Annotated in this window: 17 protein-coding genes; 5 read left to right on the forward strand and 12 right to left on the reverse strand. The window is 41.3% G+C overall.

The annotated features are described in order from the left end of the window. Window positions 1-200 precede the first annotated feature (200 nt). The 8 genes from VB775_RS24100 to gnd form a co-directional block, all read right to left on the reverse strand. Complete coding sequence (locus tag VB775_RS24100; RefSeq protein WP_281005924.1) at window positions 201-458, reverse strand: hypothetical protein; 258 nt, start codon at window positions 456-458, stop codon at window positions 201-203. A gap of 36 nt (window positions 459-494) precedes the next feature. Beyond that, a complete protein-coding gene (locus VB775_RS24105; RefSeq protein WP_407072993.1) occupies window positions 495-1,631 on the reverse strand; it encodes an anhydro-N-acetylmuramic acid kinase in 1,137 nt (378 codons plus the stop codon). 16 nt (window positions 1,632-1,647) lie between these two features. Continuing rightward, a complete protein-coding gene (locus tag VB775_RS24110; protein ID WP_281005922.1) occupies window positions 1,648-2,289 on the reverse strand; it encodes a type I restriction enzyme HsdR N-terminal domain-containing protein in 642 nt (213 codons plus the stop codon). Between the two features lie 12 nt (window positions 2,290-2,301). Continuing rightward, window positions 2,302-2,658 (reverse strand): hypothetical protein, encoded by a 357-nt coding sequence (locus VB775_RS24115; RefSeq protein WP_281005921.1) that lies wholly within the window; start codon window positions 2,656-2,658, stop codon window positions 2,302-2,304. 35 nt (window positions 2,659-2,693) lie between these two features. Continuing rightward, window positions 2,694-2,858 (reverse strand): hypothetical protein, encoded by a 165-nt coding sequence (locus VB775_RS24120; protein WP_281005920.1) that lies wholly within the window; start codon window positions 2,856-2,858, stop codon window positions 2,694-2,696. Continuing rightward, window positions 2,855-2,989, reverse strand: a complete 135-nt coding sequence (locus VB775_RS24125; RefSeq protein WP_281005919.1) for a hypothetical protein — start codon at window positions 2,987-2,989, stop codon at window positions 2,855-2,857. The genes VB775_RS24120 and VB775_RS24125 overlap by 4 nt, the downstream gene beginning before the upstream one ends. 282 nt (window positions 2,990-3,271) lie before the next feature. Beyond that, window positions 3,272-4,384 carry an HNH endonuclease gene (locus VB775_RS24130; RefSeq protein WP_281005918.1) on the reverse strand — a complete coding sequence of 371 codons (1,113 nt, stop codon included), beginning with the start codon at window positions 4,382-4,384 and terminating at the stop codon, window positions 3,272-3,274. Window positions 4,385-4,526: 142 nt separating this feature from the next. Beyond that, window positions 4,527-5,951 carry a decarboxylating NADP(+)-dependent phosphogluconate dehydrogenase gene (gnd, locus tag VB775_RS24135; protein ID WP_190578130.1) on the reverse strand — a complete coding sequence of 475 codons (1,425 nt, stop codon included), beginning with the start codon at window positions 5,949-5,951 and terminating at the stop codon, window positions 4,527-4,529. 794 nt (window positions 5,952-6,745) lie between these two features. On the opposite strand from gnd, the gene VB775_RS24140 reads away from it, so the two are divergent. Further along, the gene (locus tag VB775_RS24140) at window positions 6,746-7,849 is read left to right on the forward strand and encodes a hypothetical protein (RefSeq protein WP_281005917.1); all 1,104 of its coding nucleotides are present in this window, start codon (window positions 6,746-6,748) and stop codon (window positions 7,847-7,849) included. Between the two features lie 195 nt (window positions 7,850-8,044). Here the strand turns inward: VB775_RS24140 and VB775_RS24145 are convergent, their stop codons facing one another. After that, complete coding sequence (locus VB775_RS24145; protein WP_281005916.1) at window positions 8,045-8,554, reverse strand: hypothetical protein; 510 nt, start codon at window positions 8,552-8,554, stop codon at window positions 8,045-8,047. 244 nt (window positions 8,555-8,798) lie between these two features. Continuing rightward, window positions 8,799-9,455: a deoxyribose-phosphate aldolase gene (gene deoC, locus VB775_RS24150; RefSeq protein ID WP_281005915.1), complete on the reverse strand. Its 657-nt coding sequence runs from the start codon at window positions 9,453-9,455 to the stop codon at window positions 8,799-8,801. 143 nt (window positions 9,456-9,598) lie between these two features. Here deoC and VB775_RS24155 point away from each other — a divergent pair, with 143 nt between their 5' ends. From VB775_RS24155 to VB775_RS24165, 3 genes are all read left to right on the forward strand, one after another. Further along, window positions 9,599-10,630 (forward strand): DUF2325 domain-containing protein, encoded by a 1,032-nt coding sequence (locus VB775_RS24155; protein WP_281005914.1) that lies wholly within the window; start codon window positions 9,599-9,601, stop codon window positions 10,628-10,630. Between the two features lie 154 nt (window positions 10,631-10,784). Beyond that, window positions 10,785-11,060 (forward strand): TIGR03643 family protein, encoded by a 276-nt coding sequence (locus tag VB775_RS24160; RefSeq protein ID WP_281005913.1) that lies wholly within the window; start codon window positions 10,785-10,787, stop codon window positions 11,058-11,060. 144 nt (window positions 11,061-11,204) lie between these two features. After that, window positions 11,205-11,720 carry a MogA/MoaB family molybdenum cofactor biosynthesis protein gene (locus VB775_RS24165; RefSeq protein ID WP_281005912.1) on the forward strand — a complete coding sequence of 172 codons (516 nt, stop codon included), beginning with the start codon at window positions 11,205-11,207 and terminating at the stop codon, window positions 11,718-11,720. A 46-nt stretch (window positions 11,721-11,766) separates the two neighbouring features. Here the strand turns inward: VB775_RS24165 and VB775_RS24170 are convergent, their stop codons facing one another. Both VB775_RS24170 and VB775_RS24175 read right to left on the reverse strand, forming a co-directional pair. After that, window positions 11,767-12,573 carry a RibD family protein gene (locus VB775_RS24170; protein WP_281005911.1) on the reverse strand — a complete coding sequence of 269 codons (807 nt, stop codon included), beginning with the start codon at window positions 12,571-12,573 and terminating at the stop codon, window positions 11,767-11,769. An 86-nt stretch (window positions 12,574-12,659) separates the two neighbouring features. Further along, on the reverse strand, window positions 12,660-13,229 hold the full coding sequence (locus tag VB775_RS24175; RefSeq protein WP_281005910.1) for a hypothetical protein: 570 nt from the start codon (window positions 13,227-13,229) through the stop codon (window positions 12,660-12,662). Window positions 13,230-13,808: 579 nt separating this feature from the next. Between VB775_RS24175 and VB775_RS24180 the strand changes: the two genes are divergently transcribed. Next, a complete protein-coding gene (locus VB775_RS24180; protein ID WP_281005908.1) occupies window positions 13,809-14,366 on the forward strand; it encodes a photosystem I assembly protein Ycf4 in 558 nt (185 codons plus the stop codon). Window positions 14,367-14,438 lie beyond the last annotated feature (72 nt).

Here is a 14,438-nt window from a genome sequence, read left to right on the forward strand (position 1 = left end):
TCTGTCCTTTGGTTGAAACTTCTCAGGTATCTTCAAATTAGTGCCGATATTGCTGCTCGTCATGGCTTTGAAATTATTCTCAAACCCATTCCCACTTAACTCTTTTAGGAATGGTGCAAGATCTCAGTTCTCCATACTTGTCAATTAAGTGAGGACGTTTTTTAAAGAATTTGCGTTCTTTACGTTTATAGTCATCATCTTTAACTAATTTCATGTTTTAAATCTTGAATATAAGCTTTTACATCACTAATCTCGGTAAAGCCCGATAAACCTTCCTGTTTAATTTTTTGTATGGTTTTTAAGCATTGATGTTGATCTATTGCGAGATCTTCATCAGATTCTTGCTCTATCTCGCTATTAATTCCCAATCGAAAATAGTGAATCAGATCATATAGAGCAGATAGTTTAGATTCGGGAATATATTGCAACTCGTTAATGATGGCATCTTTATTTGACATTGCTCGATACCTGTAAAAGTAGTGTTGAAAATATTGCTATTGATAAATTTTACCTAATAAAACCGATCGCTTGGCTCCAGTGACACTAGGCAAATTGCCATAACGTTCTTTTAAGCGTAAATATCCCAGCAACGCAAAGGCGATCGCCTCTTTACTATCGCTATCGATGCCACAGTCATTAGTACGCATTACGATCGCAGGTTTAACTAAATTCTGTAATCGCTCCATCAAATAGCCATTATGACCACCACCACCACCGATTAAAACCTCGTCGGGAAATACGGGCAGAAAGTCACGATAACTTTGGGCGATCGCTCTAGCTGTAAATTCTGTCAGCGTGGCGAGAATATCGTAATTACTTAAACCCTGACACTCACTCAAGCATTGTTCTAAATATTCAGGACTAAATAACTCACGTCCTGTAGATTTTGGGGGAGGAAGGCGAAAAAATTCTTGCTCTAACCATTGATTGATTAAATCTAAATTTGGCTGCCCTTGTCGGGCGATCGCACCATCCGCATCAAACGAAACACCAAATAATTTTTGTGCTGCCATATCGATCAGGACATTGCCAGCACCATTATCAAAACCAAAAACTTTTTCTGGATGTTCTAGGGCTTTTGGCGGTAAGTAGGTCAAATTACTAATGCCACCAATATTCTGACAGACGCGATATTTTGTAGGATGAGATAGCAACAAAATATCTAGCATTGGCACTAGGGGAGCCGCATGTCCACCTACTTCAATATCGGCAACTCGGAAATCACTGATAGTTTTAATTCCTGTTAATTCCGCAATTACCGCACCTCGTCCCAATTGTACCGAATAGCCGAGTCCAGTTTTGCCGGCCTGTGGAGTGACTGGTGGGCGATGAAATACTGTTTGCCCGTGAGAGGCAATCAAATCTGGTAAGCGATCGCCTTTTGCCATAATTGAGATCGCTGCTTGGGAAAAGCTTTCAGCTATGCGATCATCGAGTTCACATATTTGCTGTAGCGATCGGGGCGCACCTGCACAGACAGCTAATATCTCAGTACGCAGATCATCGGCATAGGGATAGGTACATCCTGCGATCAAGTTAGTTTCAAGTTGTTCATGGCGATCGGTGATTTCTACCAAAGCCGCATCAATGCCATCCACCGATGTGCCACTAATTAAGCCGATCGCTAATATTTGGTCAGTTGGTGCATTAATCATGAGTTGTAGCTAAAAAGATAATGGCGATCGCTTTTAATATTTGCTGTACATCATAAAGATGATTGGTTCGCGACAGCATCGAATAGGTTTCCGAAAAATCGTATGTTTTATTCTGAGGGTCAATCTTAATAAATATGAAACTATTCCCATTTGTAACCATGCCAAATAATGGTGATGCTTCTGCTGAAGAGGCGATCGCATAGGCAAGTGTTTGGGGAATGCCAACTTCAATATCAAATTCAGTTTCTTTGGATTCAATAATTACGCGCCAAAACCGTTCCTGTACGACCAAAAAATCGATGCGTCCCCTTAAGGTTTCATTCTCAACTGTGGTTGTAATCTCGATAGGTAATTCCGATCGCAAGCGAAATGGTGGATCGTAGAAACCAGCTAATTCCATTAATCGCGATACGACGATCGCATTAACTGCACCTTCAGTAACTTGTCCTTCTTCACGATGGTATCGAAAGCGTTGTCGAATTAAATCTAAAGTTTCTTGTTCTAAAGCTGTTAGTTGTGGTAATCCCTCAAACCACTCTGTAAAAAACTGGCTATCAGTAGCTCTCTGTAGACCGAGCTTTTGATGGACATGGTTTAAGGTTTTGACAACCTGTGTGACAGCAGTTTGAGGCATTTTTTTATATTGCTAAGCTTGTTTTCGATTTAGCATTTCAATCATCAGTCTAATGCTTTCAGCTTGAGTCTGAGCAACAATGGCTTGCTGTCTGGTAATTTCTTTAATTTCTAGCAATTCAGTGTGAAGAGATTCGCTTTGAGATTGTGATGTAATGGCTTGCTGTTTAATAATCTCCTTTATCTCAACAAGTTCGGTATGGAGAGTTTCACGTTGCTCTCTTGCCTCCTCTCTGACACTGTTTATCTCAGCTTTAACTGTTGGCAATTCGAGGTAAAGTGCCTGTATTAGTTGCTGAATATCGTTGCTTAAGCTATCAACTTTGTTGGTAAATCGGTCTAATCGTTCATCTGTCCATTTTTCAGTCATTGTATTAATCTCTGCAATCGATTTCTTGGTATTGTCTAGGCTGATTTAGGGATGGGATAAGTTTTTAGCTTTAGTCGTGGAGCTAAGATTTTTTCTTGGATTTTGGCTGTAACTTCATCAATCTCTTCGGATGACAGAATGTTACCCACTTTGCTATCGATCAAAATTTCTTTCAACTCATCATAGCTAATGATATTCATTTTCTCGATAGGTAATTACCCAGATTTGCACCGTGGTTAATTCCTGCCCTGATGTCACAACCTGACTCATCCTCGATCTGCACATCCCTAAGCATCTCTGCTTCGTCAATGTCAAATTCATCCGTAATCATGGCTTACCTCCGCTTTTGTACTTTTGTCTGCACTTAGCGCCCTATATTTTTTGCGATCGCCTCATCCAGAATTAGCCAGAGTTGATGTTTTTCTTCTAAGCTCAGAGCATTGATCGACTCAATGGCTGAGTGTAATGCTTGGGTCATAATTTACAACTTTAGATTTTAAGAGTGTTAACTATTTTACTTGTCTGCAAGGCGATCATATTTCAATCCGCCTTAGTAAATTGCAATATATAGAGATTTACTAGTCAGATTGCAACAAACATTATTTTAAATGAGTTAATTCTCCCTAAAGATAAACTCATTATGATAAACAAGATAAGGTTTATGTCTAAAATCTATATGCTTTAAACGTAATGAGGAGGAAAGACCTAGTATTTTGGCATCTGAATTACTTAATGATGGTGAAATCAATATATTTCCTACTGTATCAAAAGTTATAAATCCTTTGTCAAAAGCAGCATCAAGAGTAGGAGAAAGTAGTAATCCATTAAAAGAATCAATAGCTTCTTCTAAATCGCATTCTGACCAAGGCTTTATATGAGAGGCTCTAAGTAAATTCTTTTCTTTACATCCAGTTACTGCGCAAGCATTTTGCCAATACTTAAGTAGAACATCCCTGAAAAATCCTTGACCATTTCTTGCTTTAACAATTACCTGTCTTTCTTTTTCAGACAATTTTAAATATTTCAATTCATCTTTTGATGGTGTATATTCTTCTATTTTTCGAGCTATTATCCAAGCAAAAGAATGAGCATCAAGTAACGACACTTCTCCTTGTAACTCATTTGTAAGCAATCCTTTTAAATCCAATAAAATATTGTTGAATGTTGAGTAATTATCCCAAGAACATTTTTTGTTGGTTGAGAATTCTACCCCTAACAGTAAAAATGCTTGATCGAAATATTGGGGAGCTATTGGCGTATAACGAGATCGATCTTTGATAAATAAAAGGTAAGCTATTAACGAATACTTTCGACCAAATAATTTGATTAGACTGCTAAACGATTTTGCATCATCAGATTCACGGTACAAAGAATAAAATACTGAATCATAGTCTTTAATTTTCAATGCATTTGAAATAGCATAATGTAAAATATGGTGAGGTCTTTTTTCATCGCCATATTTAGACTGCCATTGCACCAAATTATTACTGGGCAATTCAATTGCGTTAATTACAGAGCGAGCGATATCTCCATTTCCAATATCTGACTCTTTCCAAGTCTCAAATCTTAATAATTTCCTAGCATCGCGGTAAATATCATATTTATACCCTTCCTCTAATTCGGTATAAGGGTTGGAACTAAATGACTTGAATTCTACGCCACTATTTTTAAAAACATTTTCTTTAAATCTTTTGTACTGGTTCTTGAATAAGACTATATCAATCATAGATAGATGGAGTGATTATTTTGGGATCAATTCACTTTTCTTTAGTCAGTACATTCATTCGACACAAATTATTCCAAATTCTATTATTATCAAAAAATTAAGAGATGCAGTGTTTTATGTTGCATCTCTTAATTTTTTGATATTACTTCATCCACTCGGTGTGGAAAAATTCGCCTCTGGGCTTGTCGGTGCGCTCATAGGTGTGAGCGCCGAAGTAATCGCGCTGAGCCTGTGTCAAGTTTTGAGGTAGGCGATCGCGTCTATAACTATCGAAATAATCAAGAGATGCACTAAACGCAGGGATCGGAATACCCAACTGCGCCGCCGCCATAACCACCTTGCGCCATGCCGCTTCTTTAGTCAAAATCGTTTGCTTGAAATCGGGATCAACTAGCAGGTTAGGTAGTTGAGCATTGCGCTGAAATGCAAGTTTGATCTTGTCAAGGAAAGCCGCACGGATAATGCAACCACCTTTCCAAATACGGGCAATTTCACCCAGATTCAAGTCATAGCCAAAGTCACGGGAAGCCGCACCAAGTAGTGCCATGCCCTGAGCATAGGAACAAATCTTGGAGCAGTAAAGAGCGTCACGTACCGCATCAATAAATTCTTGGCGATCGCCTTCATACTTACCAGAAGTCGAACTGATTAGCACCTTCGAGGCAGCAACCCGCTCTTCTTTGTAGGAAGACATCACCCTTGCAGTCACCGCCGCGATCATCGTGGGGATCGGTACACCCAGATCAAAGGCACTCTGTACCGTCCATTTACCTGTCCCCTTCTGCCCAGCCGCATCAAGAATTTTATTGACCAACGCATCTCCTGTGAGATCGTCAATCTTCGTAAAAATATCCGTCGTGATATCGATTAGATAAGAATCAAGCTCTGAGCTTTTCCAAGCGGTAAAGGTTTCATGCAATTCACTTGCCGTCAAGCCTAATCCAGTGCTAAGCAAATCATAGGCTTCTGCGATCAACTGCATATCGCCATACTCAATGCCGTTATGCACCATTTTCACGTAATGCCCCGCACTACCCTTACCGATGTAAGTCACACAAGCGCCATCATCGACTTGAGCCGCAATCTTGGTCACGATTGGCTCAATCTCAGCATAGGCTGACTTTTGACCACCAGGCATCATGCTGGGACCATTAAGAGCGCCTTCCTCACCGCCACTCACGCCCATACCAATGAATTTGAGATTAATGGCCTCTAGCTCCACAGTGCGGCGATCGGTGTCGTCATAGAGAGAGTTACCGCCATCAATGATAATGTCACCTTCATCCAAAAAGGGAATTAGCTCTTTGATAACTGCATCAACGGGCGCTCCCGCCTTAACCATGATCAACATTTTGCGGGGACGCTCTAGGGATGCAACAAATTCAGCGATCGTAAATGTGCCTTTGAAATTTTTACCAGCAGCACGGGTTGCTAAAAACTTATCAGTTTTGTCACGGCTACGGTTATAAACACTCATCGAAAACCCATTGCGCTCAATGTTTAGAGCAAGGTTTTCACCCATCACAGCCAAACCAATCAATCCAAAATTTTGCTTGTCAGATGCCATAAAATCCTCTCTATTCATGAACGTCCATGAACAATATGATGCATTCCCAAAGTAAAGTCAGTTTTTACTGAACTTAAGGACAAAGGTATCGTAAGCGCTGATTTAGCGGGGATCGCAAATCCTTTGTAAATCCTTAATACCATCAGGAACAAAAGTGGTAAGTATCTAGGGGCTTCGCTGTAATTTAACGCCAGTTCGACGAAAGCGAAAAATGGGAAAAATCGCTAAGCGATTTTTCCCATTTTTCGCCATTTGCGTTGTGCGAAGCACGCCGCAAATGGCTATATCGAACTCACGTTAATTTATGGCGGTGAGGCGAAGTCGCGCTATCACAAATTTTAACTAGATATAAATTTTTTCTTTGACGATTGTTACAGTCCGATTTCAAGTATGATGACCATGAAATTCTGTGAATCATTCAGGGAACTATTCACAGGTCTGACTGATAACGGTGTATGCTTAGTTTAGTTAAGATGTGTAGTATCTACATCTTGAACTAAATCTAAATTAGATAGTATCCCTAACCAAACTAAAGCCACAAGGCCAATTAGCAAGGGGATAAGTTAGACTACCTAAACATTTCATTTTTTTGCGGAATTTAGTTGAGGTAGGTTTTAAACGTGGGTATACCTTGGTCAAAACCAAGATATATTTCAACTAAAATTCTCTTTTGTATAGATTGTTTTTATACAGACTGTATTTGAGAGTATTTCGATGTTGATTAACATGTTTTTCTAGCAATTGCTTAGTAAGGTCTAGTCCGCATTAGACAACTTATTTTTCTGGAGGTTCAGATGAGTAAAATCAATAAGTCCAGCCAATCCGATGACTCAAATAGTAAACTACCAAAATCTGTTACACCTAAACCTCCGATTAAAGACTTGCCTAAATTAGAAGTTCTCAAAGTTATCGCCCCCAAGTCTCTGGAGGCTAATCAGGCTGAAGAGCAAAAGTTACCACAACAGAATGAGGATGCGGTTAAACCTGTTCCCAAGATTATTCCTGCTGCTTTAAAGGTTAAAAACCCTAACTTAATCCGTAATGGTGACAGTCAAACATCTGTAGATAAACCTGAAGAATCCAAGGAAAATAAAGTCTGTTTACAGCCAATTCCAGCCGCAACAGAACCATTTCAGTACCGAGCGATCGGTGTAATCTGTGGGAAATACATTGCTAATGAAGATAACTTTGCTAAGGGGTATATCTTAACGACCGATGGTTCTCAAGTTGATGCAGTGCTACTTGGTAAGATTATTTCGATTGTTAAAAAGCGTCTAGAAAGCGATCGCGAATATTTGTGGGTGGTGTATCCGCGCACCAATGATAAGGCAGGTAAATTACATGTACAGATATCTGGCGTGTGGGCTCCTGTTGAGCTTGGCAAAACTGATATCCCCATTGATCCTAACGTTGAGGATGGTTATTTTTCTGTACGCGGCGAGATCTCTAGTCAGTCTACTGAAGATAATTCAGTAATTGTTAAGGTGCGCCGTACTGAACAAAAGTTTGATAAACAAAAGGATAAAGTCACCAAGGAATATAGCAAGTTCAAGGTTCGTCTTACAGGATTGTTGCCAACTGATGCAGTTGGACAATTCTGGAGCGTGAATGTGCAACGTCAAGGGGATGTTTTGACGATTATTGATGGTGAGTTTATTGGGATTATTCCTTCTAAGGGTAAGCGTGGCTCACAATTTAAGGGTCGTCCTAGCAATGGTGGTAAGTTTGCGCCAAGAAGGTACAACGATCGCCCCTATAGCGATCGCCCATTTAAGCCGTCCTATACGGGTGATGGTGGTGATGGTTCTTTTTATCCACCACGTCCCAGATTTTCTTCGGAAGAGCGTCCACCCGTGCCGAAACCATTAATTAAGCGCAAAGAGCCTACTGATAGCTAAAAAAAGAACCTCTCGCAATGCGAGAGGTTCTTTTTTAGCTATCAGTAGGGGCAATTCATGAATTGCCCCTACTGATATAGCAAAGCAAGTTTTGTTTAGGACATAAAACCCAAGAATCGAGTGGCGGCGCTTCGCGCCGCCACTCGATTCTTGGGTTTTGGTTTGTACTAGCCAACTCTTTTTTTGCTATAGCTATTAAGGTTGCAATACCATACTCCATTCTTTGTTTTGACTATCCCAAAATGGGGCATCGGTTTCGCCAACAATATTTGGTCCCCAGTAAGTACGGGAACCATCGGTGGCGAAGGCAAAAATCACATCACCTTTACCGATCGCAATTTTATAATTTGGCAAAGATAGTAATAAACCCTCTTTGCCACCTTCATTGGGCGCAAAGTCCCAATTCAGAGGCTCGATCGCTTTCCACACATTTTGGGAGGTAACTCGCGAAAATAGGACAATCCGCACGGAGCGATCGGTGCGATTGCCGACGCGCAGGCTGCCAATATTCTCACCATCATTAAGACTAGGACGAGTAAAAGTTGCAGGTAAGGGAGGTACATTCACCTTGGCTGCTTCGGTATTTTCGGGAATATCGCGAGGAGGATGTGTCGTAAAACGTTGCCATAGGGAAACACCTGTCAGGGCAATTATTATTCCCAGACACATCGAATAAGCATATTTGACATCAAGAGTTGGTATCACAGCTTAGATTTTGATGTTTATATTTTTTATTTTATGCCTCCCATATTAACAAGATAAAATTTGCACCTAAATTTTTTCGGATTGACATAATTGCTTATAGCAATGTAATTTTTGCTTAGGACATAAAACCAAAAAGAAGAGTGGCGGCGCTTCGCGCCGCCACTCTTCTTTTTGGTTTTATGTCCTATCTATCTCTTGCGTTTCTATAGAATAAAAAGTCAGGCTCAGCTTGGCTTTTTATAAATTAATTTTTTTCGCGAGCGATCGCTACGCCGTGAGACGTACCGATCCGATTTGCACCTGCATCAATTAAGGCGATCGCCTGCTCTCTGGTACGAATTCCCCCTGAAGCCTTAATACCAACTTTTCCGCGTGAAATTTCCTTGAGAAATTTCACCATTTCCAGCGTGGCAGATCCCGCCCAGCCTGTGCCTGTTTTTAAAAAGGCAACTCCTGCATCCATACATACCTCGGCGGCGAGTTCCTGCTCATCGGGAGTGAGTAAGCTAAGCTCTAAAATTGCTTTGACAGGTTTGCCCGACTCCTCACAGATTTGAGCAATATCTTGATGTAATAAATTAGTCTGTCCTGTTTTGAGCCAGCCAAAGTTAATGACAACATCTAATTCCGTTGCGCCATTTTCCACAGATTCCATTGCTTCATAAAGCTTAACGTTTGATGTGGTTGCGCCACTGGGAAAGCCAATCACAGTGCAAATTTCTACCTTGGTTTTGAGCAGTCTTTCTGTCACGCGCTTGACGTTGCAAGGATAAACGCAGACGCTAGCAAAACCAAAGCGATCGGCTTCTTCACAAGCTCGATCTACCTGTTCATCACTAGCGGCGGGATCTAATAGGGCGTAATCAATATATGGGGCAGGATTGATATCAGGTTGGAGCATAAAACTATACACACTTAGGCAAGCAAGAGGTTACATTGGAGATTAGTGACGATAACTTCTTATAATTACTTATTCACGTCATTTCTCACGACTTATTCTCGACTTATTAAAATTAAGCAAATATAGGCAGATATTAAGTAAATATGCATATTTCTGAATTAGATGAACTGGAAGCCTCGGTTAGCGATTTGCTGACCATGGCAAAGGTGGAGTTAGAACAAAATCGTTTACAACAGCAACGCGATCGCCAAATCCAAGAAGCAGTAGCCCAAATTGAAGCAAGATTGAAACCTTTACTGGCTAAAGTTGAGCAGATGCTACAAGAATATGATCGTGAAGGTGGAAACCCCAACAGCGAGACTAGGCAAAGGCTAGAAAAAAAAGCGGCTGATATTCGACAGGAAATAGCTGAGGCTCCTAACCTTGCGGCTCAGCTTGCCGATCGCCAGTTGATTTTGAGCGAAGAAAGACTACTAGATGAACGAATAACGGAACAAACGGCTCAATGGCGACTGGAATTAAAAGCTGACCTATTAGAGATGATTGAAGAACAACGCGATTTCTTTAGTGCTACCGATGCTTCGATCGCGGTGCGTGGATATGCCAATGACTTAAAAGCGATCGGCGCACTCGAAGAAGTTGTCGAAGCGCTGATTAACCAAATAAATTCCCACAGTGAAGAAGGTCCCGTTGCACGTTTGCGTGGTAGCCATGAACAAACACTCACCTTTATTTACAACAAAGCTCTTGAAAATCGCTCCCGTGTTGATCGCGCCCCTGATGTTCAGCCTACGACAAGACATCGCAAGTCAGAAAAGCGACCTGCTTTGTACACTGACCTCAGTGGCAAGGTTTTAGTATTTGGCGGACACGATCGCTTGCAAACGGCTGTAAAAAATCGGTTGCGTGATTCGGCAATTAATTTAATGTGGTACACCGAGCAGGATGGCTTGCAACTTGCAGCGCAAGGAGAGAGCCAAATCTCTGGTGGTGATTTAATTATTATCGTGACAGGTTATGCGAGCCACTCACTCACTGAAAGAGCGATCGAGGCTTGTCGTCGAGCTAATAAAACCTATGAAATTGTGAATACTACAGGTATGACCAGACTACTCGAAGTAATTGAATCGGGACTGAAAGCTAAGCAATTAGCACGTCATTGGAAACAAAACTAAAATCATTGCTGCGCTTTGCGCGGCAATGATCTCATAGGTAGATGGACATAGTTAATTACAAACCTAAACCAGTAAAGTTGCGCCCCTGCGGGGCGCAACTTTACTGGTTTAGGTAATTTATTTTGCACAGTACTTAAACAGATTGATCATTGGTATGGATAGACTAATTTTAAAAACACTCACTGCGGTTGATATTGATCGCATTGTCGAGATGGCGTGGGAAGACCGCACTACTTTTGATACTATTCACGAGCAATTTGGCATTTCCGAGGCAGAAGTAATTAAAATCATGCGTAAATCCATGAAACGTCCATCGTTCCTGATGTGGCGAGAAAGGGTAAGTGGTCGCAAAACTAAACATGCCATCACCTCTGAGTCCCAAAGATTTCGTTGTAGTCAACAAGAAAAGCCTAAATCTAAAAATATTTAGGGCTTCACCGTAAGATAAAGAACCAATTTTTGATGGCACGGCGAAGCCGTGCCATCAAAAATTGGTTCTTTATGAAGTGGTCAAATTATCGACTAAAGCAGATCCTGATCTATATATTTAATTTGCGATCCTCAAACAAAATTTATGACTAAATCTCAAAATCCTTGTCCCGATCCACCGTCTTACCAAGTACATTTTGCGGTGATTACTGTCAGTGATACCCGTACCCCAGAAACCGATAAAAGTGGTCACTTTATCAAGCAGTCGATGACTAATGCAGGGCATTTGCTCGATTACTACACCCTAGTCAAGGATGAGCCTGACGAAATCCGCACCCAAATGTATAAGTTAGCGGCGATCGCTGATCTTGACGCGATTATTCTCAATGGCGGGACAGGAATTGCGCCACGGGATACTACTTACGATGCGATCGCTGCGTTACTCGAAAAAACACTGCCGGGGTTTGGGGAGATGTTTCGTTATTTGAGTTGGCAAGAGGTTGGCTCAAGGGCGATCGCTTCGAGATCGGAGGCTGGCATTTATCAAGGTAAGTTGGTTTTTTCGCTTCCAGGATCGAGTAATGCGGTGAAATTGGCGATCGAGCAGCTAATTTTGCCAGAAATTATTCATCTTGTCCGCCAGTTAAAGGGATTGCATTAGCTTGAAAGTCAGCCAAAGGCTGACTTTCAAGCTAGAGGTGGCGCGGCTACCTTTGAAATTGATAGCGTAAAAATAACTCTGATTCGTGATGGTATAGCGATCGCAATTGAAGACTAGGTAAATTATTGCCGCCCAAGCCATAGCCAGAGCCACCAATAACGGTCATATTATCAATACCGCCGACTATATGGGGAGATACAGTCAAAAACAATTCATCAGCCAAGCCTTGAGAGATCAGTGAATAATTTAACGCTGGCCCCCCTTCGACTAACAGACGTTTGATCCCCAGCTTTTCAAATAGCATTGCTAATACTTGCCTTAAATCAATTTGCTGCTCCTTGGTTGGGAATCGGAAAATTTGGGCTTTCTGATCTAGCCATGACTCGACCGTAGTTTCTTCGCCAATCAAGGCTACTCGCAAATCTTTGCCAGCATCCCAAAAACGATGCTCACTTGGTAGTTTGCCTGAGTTGGTAATCACAATACCAAGGGGCTGAGGCTGCGAAAAGTTTTTTTGGCGCTCTGCTAACAATTCGGGAGGTACGGTGGGGATAAAGGCATCTTGCCGCAGGGTTGTGCCGCCAGCCAGTACCGCATCAAATTGCGATCGCAGACGTTTCATTAACAGGCGATCGGGGCGCGATCCCAAACCCGTCAGCTTCCCCTCATAGGTTGTTGCTTTGCCATCAACACTAGACACCATATTGAAAGCTATGTATGGTCGTCTAGCAAGGCGATCGCCTAAGCGAGCATCACCTAAGTTATTTAGCTTAAACTCTACGCCTTCAGTGGGAAAGTTTAATTCTTCAAAGTTGTAAATGCGATCGTGCGAGGAGTACAAGCTTTTATACATAAGGACTTTGCCATAAAATAAAGACCCAATTTTTGATAGCGCAGCGAAGCCGCGCTATCAAAAATTGGGTCTTTATTTTACGGGTTTTATTGTCTGACCAATTTTACTGGCTGACCATCGGCTTGCAATTCTTTTCCATCTGCTGACAAAGTGTATGGCTGCTTAGGAGGAGCTTGAGGTGGTTTTTCTCCATTAACTGATTCTACTTGAGAGACAACCTTGCCATCTTCGATGGTAATTTTGCCAGTAGTCTTGATTTCTTGTACTTCATCCTTAGTAGATACAGCCTTCAGAGTTGCCTCAAAAGTACCTTCAGGTTTAATTGTCCATTTACCTGTAACTGACTTAACACCTTCTTTTTCGGCATCGGCTAAAACTTTAGGATCTAAAACAACTGTATAATCACCTGCAACTTTTTCAAGACTAGCGGGACTACTGCTCGTAGGACTTTTTTCGGGAGTGGTTTCGGCGGGTTTGTCTGTAGGACTTGGTGATGCTGTGTCTGTAGGACTTGGTGATGGTGATGCAGTAGCTGTAGGGCTTACGGCTGTGGGTTCTGTTGGTGGTTGCTGACAAGCTGACATGACCACAACACAACTAACAGCGATCGCGCCGAGGAAGCTTTGCTTTAGGAAATAGTTGAGTGATTTTTTCACGATTAATTTTTGAGGGATAGTTGATGATAAGTAACGGATGAAAATTAGTCTTGAGTCACCTGTCTAATTAAGATACGCTACGCGTCATTTCTTAGCAAATCTTTTGGGGCATAACTAATCGTAACCATAATCAGCCTGTATTTCATCCCAAAAAGCTCAATGACATAGCCATTTTTTTCAGTAATTCTCATTATAAAAATTGGCTTTAATGAAAGTATGCTGTTGGCTGACTTTCATTAAAATCACGTGAGTTCGATATAGCCATTTGCGGCGTGGAACGCCGCAAATGGTGGAAATGATAAGCATCGCCAAGCGATGCTTATCATTTCCACTTTCGTCGAACTCACGTTAAAATTATTTTTATAATGAGAAATGCTGTAGTTTTGGGCTTTAATTCACAACAGTGTCGTTATACATTTGTGAATTGGTATTACACATAACGAAATGCCGTAATCCGCTATATAGCGTTTTTCATGTAGGTGAGGCACAGAGGCAGAGAAACAATCCTATATTTCACTAGACTGCAAGCCGCTATATACTGTTCCTTTACACAATAATTTTTCCATATTATTTCAACCGATGGTCACTACAAAATCTCAATCCAATGTTCTGCGATATGACATTGTCGGGTCACGGCGCTTTAGTAACTATTGCTTTGCGGTTATTGTTGCCATAGGTGCGTCGGGCTTTTTATTAGCAGGGATTTCCAGCTTCTTAAAAATTAATTTGCTACCATTTGCTGATCCCCTCCAACTAGAATTTGTACCTCAAGGCTTGGCTCTCTCCTTTTATGGCGTAGCTGGTACATTGCTAGAGCTTTACCTGCTATATGTGATGGTGATCGATTACGGTAGCGGCTACAACGAGTTCGATCGCAATATTGGTAAGGTAACCGTTTTTCGACGTGGGCGCAATAAAAGCAAAAATATTGAATTGATTTATAAGATTGCTGATGTGCAAGCAGTTCGTGTTGAAATTCGCAATGGGCTAAATCCCAAGAGAGCCTTATATTTGCGAGTTAAGGGTAAAGGCGATTTGCCTTTGTCGCAGGTGGGTCAACCAATTGGTTTAACCGAACTCGAAGATCGGGCTGCCGACATTGCCAAATTTTTGTCAGTACCATTGGAAGGGCTATAACTAGAAATACAGTTCTTAGCACCGCATTTCATCTACAGCAATTACTGACCAGACGGATACAAGAAATTTTTT

The organism is Pseudanabaena sp. CCNP1317, assembly GCF_034931345.1.
GTDB lineage: Bacteria > Cyanobacteriota > Cyanobacteriia > Pseudanabaenales > Pseudanabaenaceae > Pseudanabaena > Pseudanabaena galeata.

Bases quoted from the DNA above. Each gene is read 5' to 3' on its own strand.
- VB775_RS24125 (WP_281005919.1), bottom strand. From the start codon at position 2,989: ATGATTACGGATGAATTTGACATTGACGAAGCAGAGATGCTTAGGGAT.
- VB775_RS24100 (WP_281005924.1), bottom strand. From the start codon at position 458: ATGTCAAATAAAGATGCCATCATTAACGAGTTGCAATATATTCCCGAA.
- VB775_RS24120 (WP_281005920.1), bottom strand. From the start codon at position 2,858: ATGAATATCATTAGCTATGATGAGTTGAAAGAAATTTTGATCGATAGC.
- VB775_RS24115 (WP_281005921.1), bottom strand. From the start codon at position 2,658: ATGACTGAAAAATGGACAGATGAACGATTAGACCGATTTACCAACAAA.
- VB775_RS24155 (WP_281005914.1), top strand. From the start codon at position 9,599: ATGCATATTTCTGAATTAGATGAACTGGAAGCCTCGGTTAGCGATTTG.
- VB775_RS24140 (WP_281005917.1), top strand. From the start codon at position 6,746: ATGAGTAAAATCAATAAGTCCAGCCAATCCGATGACTCAAATAGTAAA.
- deoC (WP_281005915.1), bottom strand. From the start codon at position 9,455: ATGCTCCAACCTGATATCAATCCTGCCCCATATATTGATTACGCCCTA.
- VB775_RS24130 (WP_281005918.1), bottom strand. From the start codon at position 4,384: ATGATTGATATAGTCTTATTCAAGAACCAGTACAAAAGATTTAAAGAA.
- VB775_RS24170 (WP_281005911.1), bottom strand. From the start codon at position 12,573: ATGTATAAAAGCTTGTACTCCTCGCACGATCGCATTTACAACTTTGAA.
- VB775_RS24180 (WP_281005908.1), top strand. From the start codon at position 13,809: ATGGTCACTACAAAATCTCAATCCAATGTTCTGCGATATGACATTGTC.
- VB775_RS24165 (WP_281005912.1), top strand. From the start codon at position 11,205: ATGACTAAATCTCAAAATCCTTGTCCCGATCCACCGTCTTACCAAGTA.
- VB775_RS24160 (WP_281005913.1), top strand. From the start codon at position 10,785: ATGGATAGACTAATTTTAAAAACACTCACTGCGGTTGATATTGATCGC.
- VB775_RS24110 (WP_281005922.1), bottom strand. From the start codon at position 2,289: ATGCCTCAAACTGCTGTCACACAGGTTGTCAAAACCTTAAACCATGTC.
- gnd (WP_190578130.1), bottom strand. From the start codon at position 5,951: ATGGCATCTGACAAGCAAAATTTTGGATTGATTGGTTTGGCTGTGATG.